Here is a 16,686-nt window from a genome sequence, read left to right on the forward strand (position 1 = left end):
CAGATGAATAAAAATTTAAGTGCTTTGAGTTTACTTTGGATTTCAATTACCAGCATGGTTGGTTCAGGCTGGTTATTTGGCTCTTTATATTCTGCTCATTTTGCCGGCCCTGCAGCGATTATCGCTTGGCCACTGGCTGGGTTTTTACTTTTATTTGTTGCCTTTTCTTATGCTGAATTAGGAACGATGTTTCCACAGTCCGATAGTTTGGCTTGTTTACCTTTATACACTCATGGGCGTTTAACCAGCGTAATTATCAATAACATGACCTGGTTTTCCTTAGCCATACTACCTGTAATTGAGACTCAAGGTGTCATTCAGTACGCCAGTAATTATATTCCAAGCCTAGTAACCCATTCTGGTGCGTATTATAAAAATACTCCATTAGGTTATGTGTTGTCCTTAGTTGTATTAATGAGTTTTGTTTTGTTTAATTATTTCGGCATTGGTTTATTTGCTCGCATTAATGCTGCGTTCACAGTTTGGAAGATAATAATCCCTGCCCTCACCATAATAAGTTTAATCACAGTAAGCTATTCTCCAGTTAATTTTTTCCAATACGGTGGTTTTATGCCTTATGGATGGCAGGGTGTTATGGCTGCGATGTCAAGTGGGGGTGTGCTTTTCTCCTTATTGGGATTTAGGCAAGTGATTATCATGATGGGAGAAATTGAGAAACCTGGAAAATATATTCCTCTAATTTTGAGTGGCTCATTATTATTCACAACGTTACTTTACACAGGATTACAATGGTCTTTTATCTGTAGTGTGAGCGAACATGCGCTGAAACAAGGTTGGCTAAATTTATCATTTACTGGCGACGCAGGGCCTTTCGCAGCTCTGGCTTCACTAGCTGGAATGCTGTGGTTGAGTGTTTTATTGTACGCTGATGCTTTTATATCGCCTTATTCAACCGGTTTGGTTTATTCAACGACCGCAGCTCATATGTTAAGCAGTATGGGATCAGTTATTCACGCACCTAAAATCCTTGCCAAACGAAATAAATACCAAGTGCCTTGGATTAGTTTAGGGATAAACTTTTTACTTGCTGCCACAATGTCACTCGTGCTACATGGATGGCAGGAAATGTCGGCTTTTCTTGTCGCAATATTAATGATTAGCTATTCCATGGGCCCTATAGGACTTGTTTGTTTACGTAAGCAATTACCAAACTATAAAAGACCTTTTCGTTTGAAGGGTTGTAATATCGTTGCATTTATCGGATTTTATGTTTGCACGGTTGGTGTTTATTGGGCTGGTTTCCACAGTATGCGAAAGTTGTTCGTGATCACCACTCTGGGGCTAATGTGTTCCTATCTTTATTGTTTCGTTAAAAACACGCATCGCGATCTTGATATAAAACAAGCAATTTGGTTTGTATTATACCTTATCGGTCTTTTTATTTTCTCTTATCTTGGTAATTATGGTGGCAAACAGATTTTGCCTCGGTATTGGGATTTAGGCTACTTATTATTGTTTAGCTTGCTTGTGTTTTGTTTGGCGCTATTATCCAGAAAGCCTGCCATTTACACACAAAAACTGGTTTCCGAAAGATAAAGGCCTCAGCTAATTGCGTCAACCTAAGAAATCGTAGCCCTGTAGCCTGGGTGCAGCGAAGCGAAACCCGGGTTCCGGCTTCGCCTTCACCCAGGCTACAAGAGGGTAGAATGCTCTTGCTCGTTGAAATTGATGACACGATGTGCTCGAGCTTTATGCGTTTGGTATCAGCCTCCTTTTACACTTTTTTCTATGCGTTCACCGATTTCCTGGTCAATTTTCTTCCAGTATTCAAACGCTCTCTCTAGAACAGGTTGGGTTACTCCATCTTTTAAATGGCCGACTACGTTACTGATTAGTCTGTTACGGGCTTCATCATCCATCACTTTGCGTACTAGCGTATTCGCTTGTGCGAAATCATTGTCATCTTTACGCAGTGTGTATGCTTCACGTACAAAATCTCCATGTGCTTCCCATGTTGCTACTTCAGGATTTCTTGAACTGTCTGCTTTTGGCCCCCCCTTGGAATTAGGGGCGTAAACAGGATCAGAAACATTTTCAATGCGCATTGCGCCATCTTTACTGTAGCTGTAAACAGGGCATTTGGGTTTGTTAACCGGTATTTGCTTGTAGTTCACTCCTAATCGTGCTCGATGTGCATCGGAATAGGAAAAAACTCTAGCAAGAAGCATCTTGTCTGGGCTAATTCCAGTACCAGGAACCATATTGTTAGGCTCAAATGCAGCTTGCTCGATTTCAGTGTGATAATCAGTTGGATTGCGATTCAGAGTTAGCTTACCCACTTTGATGAGAGGATAGTCGGAATGTGGCCATACTTTTGTGAGGTCGAAAGGGTTAAAGCGGTATGTCTCAGCCGCTTTGAATGGCATAACCTGCATATACAGTGTCCAACTTGGATAGTCGCCTCGCTTAATTGCTTCATACAGATCACGTGTGTGATAGTCACCGTCGGTGCCTGCGAGTTTATCCGCTTCTTGCTGGTTCAGGAATTCGATCCCCTGATCTGTTTTGAAGTGGTACTTTACCCAAAATTTTTCATTTTGAGCGTTCACCCACATGTAAGTATGGCTTGAATAGCCATTCATGTGACGCCAGGTCTTCGGAATGCCGCGATCGCCCATCAGCCATGCTACCTGGTGCGCAGATTCCGGTGAAAGAGTCCAGAAATCCCACTGCATGTCATGATCCCGTAAGTTATTATTTGCACGACGCTTTTGAGAGCGAATAAAATGCTGAAACTTCATTGGATCACGCAAAAAGAAAACCGGAGTATTGTTTCCGACCATGTCGAAGTTACCCTCGCTGGTGTAAAACTTGACTGCAAATCCGCGAGGATCGCGCCAAGTATCAGGGCTTCCGCGCTCACCTGCAACTGTTGAAAAGCGGATAACTACATCTGTTTTTGTTCCAGGTTGGAATACTGCGGCTTTTGTGAATTTACTTACATTTTCTGTTACTTCGAAATGACCAAATGCTCCGCCACCCTTTGCATGTGGTTGACGTTCTGGGATTTTTTCGCGGTTAAAATTTGCCATCTGCTCGATCAGATAGTGATCATGTAGAACAATTGGCCCATTGGGTCCGATGGTTAGAGAGTGCTCATCACTGGGTACAGGTATTCCTGCGTCTGTTGTGGTGAATTTTTTACGGTCATCCTTGTCTGTCATTTGAATGGCTCCCTTATAAGTTATCATTCTAGAAAAAGCAGCTGAAAACTTATTCACTGGGCTCAGCTGCTTCCTCTAGAAGCTCAATTTCAGCTACTATACATGCTACCTGATTATAGACAATAAAGGGAAGTTATTAGATATTCTACAGAGTCAGACTCATTAGAAAAATAACAAATACATCTCTATTATTTTTATATGAGAAAAAATTTTGTTCTAAAAAAATAGAATAAGGAAAAATCGGAGTTTTCAATGAAACAAAATGTCTCCCATCTGCCAAGAGAGCTCAGCCGTATGATCTCCTGGTCACTTACTCGTTTAGGGAAAGCCATCGCAGAAGTCTACGGAAAAGAAACTTATGAGCGAATTGAGCAAATGCGACTATCCATGCAAAACACGATTGGGAGTGAAAAGTCTGCACTGAGAAATGCACTTTCTAACCTTCAAATTGAGCTTTCCAAACTTGATAAAAATCAGCTTTATCAAATTGCTCATGGGTTTTCTCTCATGATGGAACTCATTAATGTCTGTGAAAGTGCTTACCGCATTTTTCGCATCAACCAAAGGGAAGAAAAGGTCTATCCTGACAAGCCTCAGGGCATTCATTACGTCTTAACAGCACATCCAACAGAAGCCCGCACAAATGAATTTTTAACGCTGTTTAAAGCAATTCGTGATTATTTTGTTGAGGTTCTTAAATCCCCCTACCTGATGGCTGAATCTCATCTTGATCAAATGCTTAAAATCTCACTTCAGATTAATATTTCCTATTATGAAAAACCAAGCGTAGTAGATGAGGCTCAATACATCTATCAATACGCACTCAATCCACTCAACATTGAACTTTATCATTCCTTTTTAACTAAAGGCGTCCCTATTCAATTACGTACTTGGGTAGGCGGTGATAAAGATGGACACTCAGGTGTTAATGAAAAAATTATGGTTAAAAGTCTTGAGCTTTCTCGATCCTTTTTTATTGCATACATTCAGGAGGCCCTAAAAGAAATACTAGAAATTATCAAGCTCTCAACCGCATTAAATGAAAACAAAATAGTGACAAATCAGATCAATCGATTGATTAAAAAAGCACACGACCTTAAGAAAATACAACCAAGAGATTATGAAAAAGTATCTACATTCGAAAAAGAATTAGCTGCGATACAGACAGAGACCCTGAAATTTTTAAATTTCAAATTAGAACAATTCTCTATCATTTCCAGCATTTTTCAACTCTATCCCGCACTGGTCATCCCTATAGAACTCAGAGAAGATTCGGCCGTTGTAAGAGAGAGTTTAACCAGTATCAAAAAAACAACAATCTCCAAAATGCTTGAGCAAGTCTATTCTATAACCCATGGGACTGATCCCAAAAACTATATACGAGGCTTTATCCTCAGCATGGTTGAATCCGCTGAAGATATAAAAAATGGAATTAACCTGGTGAAACAAATTTTTAGAAGCTACGCTCTACCCGTTGTGCCCTTGTTTGAAAATCACCGTGCGCTCACCAGCGCTGATACAATTTTAAATAATTCAATCACTGAAGATATTAGACAGAAGCATCTTAGGCAGTGGGATGGAAACTATGAAGTCATGCTGGGTTATTCTGACTCATCTAAAGAGAATGGAGTATTGCCCTCCCGACTCATGATTGCGAAAAGCTTAAAAAGCATTCAGTCTACACTGGAAAATAAGAGCCTTAGGCCTATCTTTTTTCATGGTTCAGGTGGCAGTATTGAGCGAGGAGGTGGAGATATCAAAGAACAAACCGCTTCCTGGTCAAAGGAAACGATGGCAAATTATAAAGTGACTATCCAGGGAGAAATGGTTGCAAGACTCTTTGGTTCGAGTTCCATACTCAAAAGTCAGATTGACAAATTCCTTGATATCTATTCACAAAAAGATAAAAACACGGATATTGATTATCCTGAAGAACTGTTATTATTTTCCACAAAAGTCAGTGAAAAATATAAAGCGCTGATACAAAGCGAATGGTTTTGGTCCACAATTGAACAAGCCTCGCCCTATCATTTTTTGAATGAACTGAAGATTGGCTCTCGTCCAACCAAACGAAAATCAGGATCTGAGCAAAGAAAACTTCGGGCTATCCCATGGATCCTATGCTGGACCCAAACACGACTTCTTTTCCCAACTTGGTGGGGTGTTGGTTCCACTTGGCTAGAGCTAAATAACCTTGAAAAAAATAGACTTAAGATCCTCTATAAAGAAAATGCTCTTTTTGCTTCCTTTGTCAAACAATTGGGTGTAACCCTTTCTAAAGTGTACCTCCCCATCTGGGAACAGTACTTATACCAATTGACTGGCTCCAATAAATATCTCAAACCTTTTCAAGCAGAACTGGAATCGACAATCCTATTCTTCCATCAAATAACAGGTGAGAAGGATTTTTGTTTTCATCAACCCTGGCTTGGGGAAAGCATTCAATTAAGATCAACCCTGGTCCATCCCTTAAATCTCATTCAGATTGAAGCTATGAAAAGGAAAGATTTACCTCTTTTAAGAAAAACCGTCACCGGCATTTCTTGTGGTATGTTGACAACAGGGTGAGCGATTCGTACAAATTTTAAATCGTTCTGGACAGAAATGTTTTGAATAGTATTAAGACTCGGTACAATAATTTTAATCTGCAAGAAACCTGAAGCTTTTGGCACATCAAACAAAAGCAAAAAACAATCTATACTACAATCAAAGGGGTAAAAACACGTTTTAAAAAGGAAAGAAAATGCTCTAAAGAGCATTAAGTAAGGTAATTTTATGTCTTTTTTTCGTTTCTTAAATAAGCTCAATCATTTGTTTCATCGAACGGATGAGAGGAATTATAGGTCAATAACTCCTCGTGAATTAACCTTGCAGCACATTCGAGATTTCGAGAAACAGTTTCAACAAAATCGAGAAGCAATTCACTATTCCAAAGAAATACTACAAGACTTAGTCAATAAAAGACTAAGGGCATTATTGCAGCATGCAAAATCAAAATCTCCTTGGTATAAAAATACTCTCGCAAAAATCAACATAGAGCACTTCACCAAAGAACGATTAGAAGAACTTCCTACGATAAATAAAACCATTTTAATGGAAAATTGGGATGCAATTGTTACCAATCCTAAGCTTTCATTAGCCTTAGTTGAAAAGCATATGAGCCAAAAAAATGACAGGCTCGACACCTTGTATCTATTCTCCAATTATCATGTCGTGGCCACTGGAGGAAGTAGTGGAAAACGAGGCATATTTATTTATGATTGGGATGAATGGATTTCATTTCACACTGCATTTATCCGCTTTCCACTCTATAATCATGAACGCACCCAAATGGTAACTAAAAAGCTCAATGCAAATTCAAAAACAGTAAGCCTGTTTGTGGCAAACACGGCTATTGCGGCCTACTCTTTAGCAAAAACCTTTTGGCGACATAATGAAAATACATATTTCCTACCTATGGCTGTGACCCCATTAAACATAGTCATTACTCGTCTCAATCAAATTCTTCCTGATATCATAACTGCCGCTCCTTCATACATTCACAAAGTATGTCAACTTGTTCAAAAAGAACATATAAAAATCGAACCAAAGATTCTTATCCTTGGTGGAGAACCCCTTTTTGAGCAAACTCTAGCTTTAATCAAAGAAACTTGGCCTAAAGTGGATATTTTTAATGTATTTGGCTGTACCGAGGGTATGGTAGGGTTAAGTTGTCGAGCGAATACCGATGAGATGCATTTGAATGATGATCAATGCATTGTTGAGCCTCTGGATGCACAAAATCGTCCTGTGGATAAAGGAATTATGGCATGCAAAGTGTATATAACTAATTTATATAATTATACTTTGCCACTAATCCGCTACGAAAACTCGGATGAAATTTTATTTTTAAATAAAACCTGTGATTGTGGCGTCCAACATCAGCTTATAAAAGCACCTAAAGGTCGACCTGGATGCGACTTTAATTATCCTGGCAATATTTTTGTACATCATTCCCTTTTTTTAGGAGCACTTTTACCCGAAAAAAATATTCAGGAATATCAAGTTGAACAAACAATAGATGGAGCTAATATTAAAATTGTAAGCACTGGTTTTATAAACAAGTTCGAATTACAAGAGAATATACGCTTACGATTAAGCAAAGTAGGTTTGTTTGACGCCAAAGTAAATATTATTGAGGTTCCTGAAATGATCTATTTGTATTCGGGGAAACTGAATCGGTTCATACCATTGAAATCGAATTCGGTTGGTGAATGATCGTAGATACTGTCTTTAAATGCAATCTTCTAACGAAAATTTAGGTTTCCTGTGATCGTTGTAGCCTGGGTGCAGCGCAGCGAAACCCGGGATATAGGAGCGTGATTTTTTACTCGAAAGCCGGGTTACGGCTTTGCCTTCACCCAGGCTACAACTATGAATAGGATAGTAGAATTTCCAACAAGCTCTAATAGCTACGTAAAACCAGATGTGTATTGCTTCCACCTGCACCATAGCTAGAAACACCCGCTAAATAGTGTTTCTTTATGCTGGGAAAATCTTGAAATTGTGTGGCAATATATAGGGGCGAATCGTCCAACATAAAATCTGGATTCGGAGTTTCAAAATTAATTGATGGCACAATCGCTTTATTTTTGAGCATAAGTACTGTTTTAATAATTGAGGCCATACCCGATACTATGCCTGTATGACCTAGATTACTAATTACAGAGCTTATTGGACAATGATGTGTCTGTGTAACATCCCTAAGTGCTTTTTTTAGTGCATATATTTCTGTTGCATCACCCAGTTTGGTTGAGGAACCATGGGCTGCAATATAATCAAGATCACCTGGCTCAATTCCTGCATTTTTCCAAGCGGATTGAATGCAAGTATATTGGCCATGAATTCCTGGCGCCATAAATCCTTCTTTTGATGAGTTACCATCATTACTCATTGCAGATCCAATAATAACCGCATGGATTAGATCATTAGCTGCAATTGCATCTTCAAGTCGCTTTAAAACAACCAACCCAGCACCATTTGAGTATAAAGTTCCGGATGCTGAAGCATCAAAAGAACGGCAATGACCATCAGAGGAAAATAATCCGTTCTCTTCATAAATATATCCAACTTCCTGGGGTAAATCGATCAAGCACGCACCAGCAATGGCCATATCACATTGATAACTATTTAACTCGCGACAGCTTTGTATCACCGCGGTTAAAGAAGACGAGCATGCCGTATATAAATCAATAGAACTTCCTTGAAACCCAAATTGATAAGAAATATAAGGTGCAATTACTTTTGAATAATACCTTTCTATCGCTTTTTGAGTATCGATCGCTTGGTAGTACGCGGCTCCTAAGAAATGGGCGGCTGGCTGATTATTGGCGCCAATATAAACAGCAGTATTTTTGAGAAAGTTATTTGCGTCATTTGCCTGACTTCTCATGGCACTCAAAGCACGATAAGTTAAATGAGACATCACTTTGCCTTGAACACCCAACAATTCAAAATTTTTGGTAGTACTTTTAAATGGAGGAACATCAAAAGATTCTAAGTCATCTAATATGCCTCTGTATGGTTTGTAATAAGGAGCGGCAATTAATTGCTCTGAAATACCCGACCTTTGTAATTGCTCTGCAGAAAATTGACTCACAGCCTCTTTACCAGACTTCAATAGATCCCAATACTCATCAAGATCATTGGCTCCAGGAAGTTTTACAGCCATACCTACAATAGCAACTTTGTTTGAAAGAGAATTTATGTTCATAATTTAAAGGACCCTTGCATTGCTTTATCGGTATATTTTAAATATAGGTCATTTTTTATTTGAATAATAAACAAATTGATCATTTTATTTCGTGTATTGCTTAAGGATAGGGTCTGTTTACAATTCGCTGGATTGAGCCAAAATGACTTAATTTTAGAGCACCGAAACGCACCATACACGAAGTATGTGAGTAGAGCAGCGCATAAAATCACGTCCATTTTGGCCAAGATAGTCGAGTTGTAAACAGACCCTAAATGAAACTCAATAGTTTCTCTTTATCGATTTTTCCATTTTCTTTTATTGGCAAAGCATTTAACCAGATGTAATGCTCTGGAACCATATAATCTGGAATTCTGGTTTTTAAAAACGATTTAAGTTCAGCACTACTCAACTCAATTTGTTGGTTATGAGCAATTAAAAAGGCGATCAGCCTATGATCAAGAAAATCCACTTTCTCACAGACAACAACTGCATCCTGAATGTTGGGATGCTCTAATAAATGATATTGTATTTCTCCTAATTCAATACGTATTCCATGTAGTTTTACCTGGTCATCCTTGCGGCCTAAAAATAATAATTCATGCTTTTTATTCCAACGGACTATATCTCCAGTACGATACATTTTTTCTCCAGGCATATAAGGATTGTCTATGAATGATGCTTGAGTAAGTACTGGATTATTTAAATAACCCTGAGCTAAGCCAATTCCGGAAATGAATAATTCTCCGGGTTCAAAACCGGTTGAATTGAGCTGCTCATCTAACACAAAAAATTGAGTGTTCTGGATGGGTTTTCCTATTGGAATAGTCCGATAACGCGTGTGCTTTTCACAAATAAAATAAGAAACATCTATTGTAGCCTCTGTGGGGCCGTATAAATTGACTAACTGTGTTTCTTGATCTTGAAATAGCTTATTAAATAGATTAACACTTCGCGCATCAAGCGCCTCTCCGCTTGAAAAAACGTACTTTAAAGAGCTTAAGCGACTTATAGCAAAATCTTGTTCAATATAACTTAAAAAGATATGGAATACGGAAGGTACAAAATGAATAACATTAAGCTGATATTGCTCAATCATATGAATGAATAACTTAATATCATGTTCTTTTTTTGGTGGTAAAAGAGCTACACCGGCGCCCACAACAGACCACCAGCAAATCTCCCAAACTGAGATGTCAAAACAAATGTGCGTTTTATGAAACAAGACGTCAGGACTTTGTAAAGGAAATGTGTTTTGCATCCATAGAATTCGATTAACTAGGGCCTGATGCGAAATCATAACCCCTTTAGGTTTGCCTGTAGTACCTGATGTATACATCACATAAGCTAAATCGAGTTTTCCTCGAAGCAGGTTTAAATTATGGCTTTTTTCATGACTCACATCGTCATGAATGCTTAACACTTGAAGACCGGGTTTTGCTGTCGCTAATGACTGATCATCAACGATTAGAAATTGGATTTGACTGTCTTCAAGAATGGTTTGATTTCTCATCACAGGAGCCAGAGGATCGATTGGTAAATAAGCTCCTCCTGCCTTTAATACGGCAAAGATTGCCACGAGCATTTCAAAAGAGCGTGGGAGTTGTATGCCAACAATTCCATTTAATGGCAGCCCTTTTCGTTGCAGATATCGTGCATATTGATTGGCCTGTTTATTAAAAGCATCATACGAAATCTGACGATCTTCCAGATAAACAGCGGTATTTTCCGGATTTTGCTTTACTTGCTCTTCGAATAAAGAGCAAATTGTTGTGCACTGATCAGAAGAGTTCATTTTATAAAAATATCCCCTCATAGGAGACTAGAAAAATAATGCATGCTTTTATCGCCTCCTTAATTGATGCAAAGCTTCGAAATGAGTATCTCGTGCATTTGTGAGGTTCCTTCGATGATCTCCATTACCTTAGCATCTCTATAATATCGCTCAACAGGATAAGTTTCATCAAACCCTGCTGCGCCAAATATTTGCAATGCATGATTGGATACAAAAACAACCATTTTTGAAGCAGCGTATTTTGCTACTAATGTTTCCGCAATGCATGCCGGATTTTTTTGTTGTCTCAGTACTCCGGCGTTAAAACACAATTCTCGAGCAGCTTTAACGTGTACAATTATTTCCGCGATCATTTTTTGAATTAACTGATGCTCATCGAGTGTATGAGCGAATTGTTTTCTTTCTTGAGCGTAGCTAAGCGCTGCATCCAAGCATGCTTGTCCTAAACCAACACATCCATATGCTGTGGTATAACGCCCTTCATCTAAAGCAGTTTGGGCAACATAGGCGAACCCCATACCGATACCTCCTAATACATTTGTTTTAGGAATTCGGCAATTATCAAAAATAATTTCTGCCAGCATATTGGAGCGTAAGCCTAAAAAATTAGGCATCGCTGAAATAGTTAAACCTGGCGTGTCCTTTTCAACTAAAACTACAGTGGGTTGTCCTTGGTAGTTTGCTAAAACTAAAAACAAATCCGCTATTTGTCCTAAGGTAATGTATTCTTTATTCCCTTTTAAAATAAATTCATCATTTTTATCCAGTAATTGAGTTTCAACATGTTCCAAATCACTACCAATATTAGATTCAGTAAATGCTAATGCTGCTAAAATATTCCCTGATGCAATCTGAGGTAACCAGGTTTGCTTCTGCACTACTGAACCAAACTGCACGAGTGACTTACTCACCATACCCAATACAGTTAAAATATTTGCCAAGGAACATAGCTCTTTTGCAAATGATTCATGCATGATGCCAAGGGTCAATTCATCCCATTGTTGCCCACCAAATTGTTTGGGAATGCAAGCGCCTAAAAAGCCATTTTGAGCTAATGTATAAAAAAAATCGCGTGGAATGCTTTGTTCTTTATCAAAGATTTTTGCATGAGGGTGAAGACAGTTTTCTACGAACTGATTAAAGAGTCGCTGTTGTTTTACATATCGAGGGTGGTAAGTGGGCAAAATTCCTCCTTAGGATCTGCTTACAATTTGCTATTTTGGCAAAGAAAGTAGAATTGTAAGCAGATCCTATTCATATTGGTAAAATCCTTTTCTTGTTTTCTGTCCAAGTAGCCCCGCATCGACCATATTTTTTAATAACCAGCATGGCCGGTACTTCGGATCATTGAGCTGTGAATAGATTGATTCTAAAGAATAGAGAACCGTATCCAAACCAATTAAATCGGCAGTATGCAATGGTCCCATTTTATGTCCAAAACATTGTTTAAATAGAATATCAATGTCTTCGATTGATGCAATGTTTTCCTGGACCATAAAAATAGCTTCATTAATAAAAATCATCATGGCTCGATTACTCACAAAACCAGCGGAGTCTTTTACAACAATCATTTTTTTATTGACTTGCTCGAGTAATGATCTGGTTTTTTCTATGGTTAATTCGTCAGTGTGATATCCCTTAATCACCTCTACCATAGGCATTAGTGGTGCCGGGTTCATAAAGTGGACACCGATAACGCGCTGAGGGTGTTCAACGAATGATGCTATTTTAGTAATCGATATGGACGAAGTGTTTACCCCAAAAATACACGTTGGATTACATTGTTCATTTAATACCTGATATAACTCTTTTTTCAGTTCCCAATTTTCAGGGATATTTTCAATAATGTATTCCGAATGCTTGAGTTCATCGAGTTTTGTTGTAAAAGAAATTGATCCCAATATTGTTTCAGGTGAAGGTTTCGATGGTAAATTCTGAGTTAATACCAGATAGTGTAAATTTTTAGCGATTGTGTTTTTTGCTTTATCTAACTGCGATTGACGATTATCAATTAAGGTGACATAAAATCCACATTGCGCGAAAAGTTGTGCAATGCCTGTACCCATTGTCCCTGCACCAAGAAGAGTCAGTTTTTTTTGTTTCATATCGATGCGTCCATTCTGTATGCATTATACGGCCAAAACTCTATCACAATTATCCGAATTGAGTTAATTATAGTTTACTGGAAATAAAACCAGCGATCGCATCAATACTCGTTAACTGTTTTGGATCAAACTCCCCGACCTCAAGATCAATTTTATATTTTTTTTCGATAAAAACTAATAATTGAATGAAAAATAAAGAGTGCATTGCGCCTGTATCAAAAATATTATCCGAATAACCAATATCCTTAATTCTAAAAGAATTGAGTAAAAATTGTTTCACGTCTTTTTTAATGTGTTTCATTTCCATCAAATCTTCCTTTTGATAAGGGGCATTTTATTATCCTAAAAAAGTTGGCATCTACCGCAAATGAATCATCCTTTTTCTTCAATTTGAAGTAACAGATCAGAAATAAGAAATTTTAAATGGTGCTCTCTACTAGCGTATTGATCCGCTATTTTCAAGAAGAGACTCAAAAGGATTCTTTTTACACTGATCAATGACTTATATTGTTTATATAAATCCAGCAAATGGGACATAATAAAATCCAATATACTACATTAGTTAAATTATAGACCTGATTATTTTGATAGGAGGCATCTTATTAATACGGAAAAATAAAATGAGCTCAATAGCTATTTTTTAATGATTACTAACTTTAAAAGTGATTTAATCCTGCGGATAAACGATGAAAGCCAAAAAAGTTTTTTTGAAAAAATTCATATTATTGAACCAATAACTTTTGATACGACCTTGCTCTCATAATTGATAGAGAAATATTCCAAAAATTAGGTAGCTAAAATACATCGCACACTGTTTACAAAAATGCAGAATAATTGTATTGTCCGCTGGGATTTTTTAGGAACCAAATCGAATTGTCCTATACGCCCTGTGGGAAAGTTGACCGTAGGGATACCTTCATTTTCACCTAAGAGGTTTTTAATATGAAATTGTTTCGAATGATGTTGCTGGGCTTTTTATTTTCCACCGCTCTGATCACCCAAGCAGCTACTGTTCCTGTAGAAGATTATGAGTTCCAACAGGAACGAATGAAGCTCACTCCTGATTCTGTGATGGTTCTTTCATCATTTGATAGTGAAGATCATGTCACTGCCTACACCTATGCGGGAGTACGCTTATGGAACGTCCCCTTCCACGCTAAAATATTATCATGGCAATTTGCAGGTGATTATGTTTTTATTTTTTCTAAAGACCGTAAAGGGACAAAAACTTACATCACCTGCCTGAACAGGCATACTGGTGCCCCAATTTGGCAAAAGCCTTAAGTACTTTCATTTAAGCGTCGGGCCTTGGCCCGACAACTATATAATCCGTCCTACTCGCTACACATTCTTATCAGACATTAGCAATAATAAAGCCATCCCTATAAAAAGCCTAAACCCAGTTAGCCGACAATTAGCTGAAAATGATTATGTTGCTTCATCGACCGGCCGATAAATTTATGTGCTAAAATTAAACAAAATTCGACATAAAAGGAGCACTACATGATCGACATGGAAGTAAAAAATTTAAGCACCCCTGATGAACTTCGTGAGCTACCCAAAACCAAAATTGAAGTGGTGAACTTTGAAGGACTTACAGTAATGCGGGCTACCTTTCAGCCAGGATGGAAATGGTCTGAATGTGTAAAACCAACAGCTGGAACCAAGAGCTGTGAAGCATCGCATATCAACTACATTATCTCTGGGCGAATCGTTGTGGCCATGGATAACGGGACACAAAAAGATATTGGCCCTGGCGATCTTGCAATTATCCCTCCTGGCCATGATGCTTGGGTAGTTGGTAATGAGCCTTGTATTGCTATTGATATCAGTGCAGGAAAAATGTACGGAAAATCTTAAATTCAACACCAACTGCTTATAAATGTACTTGTATCCGGGGCGAAACGAAGTGAAACCCGAGTTTTTGGTTTTATATAGTTCATGGCAAGAGCAGGATGAGATGCTATAAGTTATAAGATTAAAAAATTTATCTGACTAAGAATTGGGGAGAATTATCATGCACACAAGGGTTGATTTTTATAAAGCGGCACCTGATGCGGTTATGGCCATGTTAGGTATTGAAAAGTATGTAAGCAGTTGTGGATTAGAACAGTCTCTTCTGAATCTGGTTAAACTGCGTGCTTCACAAATTAATGGCTGTGTGTATTGCGTTGATTTGCACAGTGCTGAAGCCAAAAAAGAAGGGGAGTCAGAACGCCGTCTTCATTCAGTAGTCGTATGGAGGGAATCTCCTTTTTTCACTACTCGTGAGCGAGTAGCTTTAGCTTGGACTGAAGCAGTGACCTTATTATCAGAGACTCATGTTCCTGATGATATTTATAATCAAGCCTTAACTTGTTTCAATGAAAAGGAACTCATTGATCTTACTATGGCAATTATTGCTATTAATAGTTGGAACCGCTTATCAGTTAGCTTCCGTAAATTACCCAGCTGAAAATTACAGCAAAAATAGATAGGCTTTGCCCCATCATAACACTTTTAATAAAAATCCACATTCAGCACGTGTCGGGCCAAGGCCCGACCCACGCCATTTAATTGACAACGTCTTTTTTAAAGGTACTATAACAACTCTTGACTAGGGCTAGTTCTTATTGATTCGTTTTACGCCCTGTGAAGCCAAAATACTTAAAGGAAGGTGATTAAATTTATTAATCACGGAAATGTTTGTATCTGATATTTAAAGGAGTAATTCACATGTATAGCCATTTAGACCAAATAAATAATTCTGATGAGTCTTTCTCGAGTGCTTATAACATGTTGTTCCTACTTGCTGGTCTTGCTGTAGTGACGTATGCCATTGCACGATTCGCTGAGTCTAACAATCGTCTTAACTATGACAATCGTTTTGCCCGTATAATAGCTGGTCTTTTGGTGCTTATGATGCGCATGATGCATACAAAAAGTGGCGATTTAGAGATTGTTAATAAAGAAACAGAAAATAAACTCATCGCAGTAGGTCCGCATCGAACTGGCTGGGAAGCAGTTGTAGTTGCCTCAAAAGTTAAGGGTACCCCACCTCGGTTTTTTGCCACAACTGCTTTTAATGCTTTGCCCGGCGTTTCTTCTTTTCTGAAGATGTTTCAGACGATACCGGTAGATGCAAATGCTAAAAGTGATAATGGACGATCTGCAAATGCCGGCTCACTAGAATTGGCGAGTAAAGCACTTAGTGAAAATGGCTGTGTCGCCCTTTTCCCTCAAGGTAATTTTTCACGATTAGGCCAAGAACCGCCCAGAGTTTACGCCGGTGTAGCCAAACTTGCATTGATGAATAAAACACCGATTCAAGTTATTAGACTTGATGGGTTTTGGAGCTTACAAAATCCGCTTATTCCTGTATTTGTTCGAAATAGTCTTTATTATCGTGCGTTTTTGTCTGCATTGCATATGAACAATGTACGCGTCACACAATGTTGTGTCATTGATTTTCACCTGCAGTCTGCGAATGAGAAGCTTAGTGAAGAAGAAAAAATTGAGGAGATATGTGCTCAACTGTATGCTTTCTATCGTCATACACAGGAACTCACTCCAAAACAAATTGAAGTGATTAAAAAGGAAATAGCTGATGGAACTCATCGCAAAATTTGGGACATTAAAGTCCAGCGAGATAAATTAGGAAAAGAACTCATAAGCTTAAAAAAAGCAGAAGACAAGCTGGAAGAACCCACATTCACTTCAATGCAATTAGCATAGCAACTGCCTCTTGATCACATCTTTGCCTACGCGCCGCGGCTTGTCCGCGGGGTCTAGTGCATAGAATGGTGATGTGGTAACACCATATTGATCCTGACCTTGATGTTTCGACAGGTTTCCGTTTTACCAAGGCGAAGTAGCACTTTTCACCGCCTT

Annotated in this window: 13 protein-coding genes; 7 read left to right on the forward strand and 6 right to left on the reverse strand. The window is 38.3% G+C overall.

Annotated features, from left to right (window positions below; genetic code table 11):
- Positions 1–3 precede the first annotated feature (3 nt).
- The gene (locus Lstg_RS16670; protein WP_058478739.1) at positions 4–1,557 is read left to right on the forward strand and encodes an APC family permease; all 1,554 of its coding nucleotides are present in this window, start codon (positions 4–6) and stop codon (positions 1,555–1,557) included.
- A gap of 167 nt (positions 1,558–1,724) precedes the next feature.
- Here Lstg_RS16670 and Lstg_RS16675 read toward each other — a convergent pair whose 3' ends face one another.
- A complete protein-coding gene (locus Lstg_RS16675) occupies positions 1,725–3,185 on the reverse strand; it encodes a catalase (RefSeq protein WP_058478740.1) in 1,461 nt (486 codons plus the stop codon).
- Between the two features lie 252 nt (positions 3,186–3,437).
- On the opposite strand from Lstg_RS16675, the gene Lstg_RS16680 reads away from it, so the two are divergent.
- Positions 3,438–5,753, forward strand: coding sequence for a phosphoenolpyruvate carboxylase (locus tag Lstg_RS16680; RefSeq protein ID WP_058478741.1), 2,316 nt, complete (start codon positions 3,438–3,440; stop codon positions 5,751–5,753).
- 207 nt (positions 5,754–5,960) lie between these two features.
- The gene (locus Lstg_RS16685) at positions 5,961–7,442 is read left to right on the forward strand and encodes a phenylacetate--CoA ligase family protein (protein WP_058478742.1); all 1,482 of its coding nucleotides are present in this window, start codon (positions 5,961–5,963) and stop codon (positions 7,440–7,442) included.
- 187 nt (positions 7,443–7,629) lie between these two features.
- Here the strand turns inward: Lstg_RS16685 and Lstg_RS16690 are convergent, their stop codons facing one another.
- The 5 genes from Lstg_RS16690 to Lstg_RS16710 all read right to left on the reverse strand — a co-directional run bounded on the left by Lstg_RS16690 (position 7,630) and on the right by Lstg_RS16710 (position 13,123).
- Positions 7,630–8,937 carry a beta-ketoacyl synthase N-terminal-like domain-containing protein gene (locus Lstg_RS16690; protein WP_058478743.1) on the reverse strand — a complete coding sequence of 436 codons (1,308 nt, stop codon included), beginning with the start codon at positions 8,935–8,937 and terminating at the stop codon, positions 7,630–7,632.
- A 250-nt stretch (positions 8,938–9,187) separates the two neighbouring features.
- Positions 9,188–10,711, reverse strand: coding sequence for an amino acid adenylation domain-containing protein (locus Lstg_RS16695; RefSeq protein WP_058478769.1), 1,524 nt, complete (start codon positions 10,709–10,711; stop codon positions 9,188–9,190).
- 59 nt (positions 10,712–10,770) lie between these two features.
- The gene (locus tag Lstg_RS16700; protein WP_058478744.1) at positions 10,771–11,895 is read right to left on the reverse strand and encodes an acyl-CoA dehydrogenase family protein; all 1,125 of its coding nucleotides are present in this window, start codon (positions 11,893–11,895) and stop codon (positions 10,771–10,773) included.
- A gap of 66 nt (positions 11,896–11,961) precedes the next feature.
- Entirely contained in the window at positions 11,962–12,816 is an 855-nt protein-coding gene (locus tag Lstg_RS16705) for a 3-hydroxyacyl-CoA dehydrogenase family protein (protein WP_058478745.1), read from the reverse strand.
- 67 nt (positions 12,817–12,883) lie between these two features.
- On the reverse strand, positions 12,884–13,123 hold the full coding sequence (locus Lstg_RS16710) for an acyl carrier protein (RefSeq protein ID WP_058478746.1): 240 nt from the start codon (positions 13,121–13,123) through the stop codon (positions 12,884–12,886).
- A gap of 635 nt (positions 13,124–13,758) precedes the next feature.
- Here Lstg_RS16710 and Lstg_RS16715 point away from each other — a divergent pair.
- The 4 genes from Lstg_RS16715 (at position 13,759) to Lstg_RS16730 (ending at position 16,530) form a co-directional block, all read left to right on the forward strand.
- Complete coding sequence (locus Lstg_RS16715) at positions 13,759–14,100, forward strand: hypothetical protein (RefSeq protein WP_058478747.1); 342 nt, start codon at positions 13,759–13,761, stop codon at positions 14,098–14,100.
- A gap of 219 nt (positions 14,101–14,319) precedes the next feature.
- Complete coding sequence (locus tag Lstg_RS16720) at positions 14,320–14,676, forward strand: cupin domain-containing protein (protein ID WP_058478748.1); 357 nt, start codon at positions 14,320–14,322, stop codon at positions 14,674–14,676.
- A 157-nt stretch (positions 14,677–14,833) separates the two neighbouring features.
- The gene (locus tag Lstg_RS16725; protein WP_058478749.1) at positions 14,834–15,271 is read left to right on the forward strand and encodes a carboxymuconolactone decarboxylase family protein; all 438 of its coding nucleotides are present in this window, start codon (positions 14,834–14,836) and stop codon (positions 15,269–15,271) included.
- Between the two features lie 260 nt (positions 15,272–15,531).
- A complete protein-coding gene (locus Lstg_RS16730) occupies positions 15,532–16,530 on the forward strand; it encodes a lysophospholipid acyltransferase family protein (protein ID WP_058478750.1) in 999 nt (332 codons plus the stop codon).
- The last annotated feature ends 156 nt before the right edge of the window (positions 16,531–16,686 follow it).

Source organism: Legionella steigerwaltii, assembly GCF_001468065.1.
GTDB lineage: Bacteria > Pseudomonadota > Gammaproteobacteria > Legionellales > Legionellaceae > Legionella > Legionella steigerwaltii.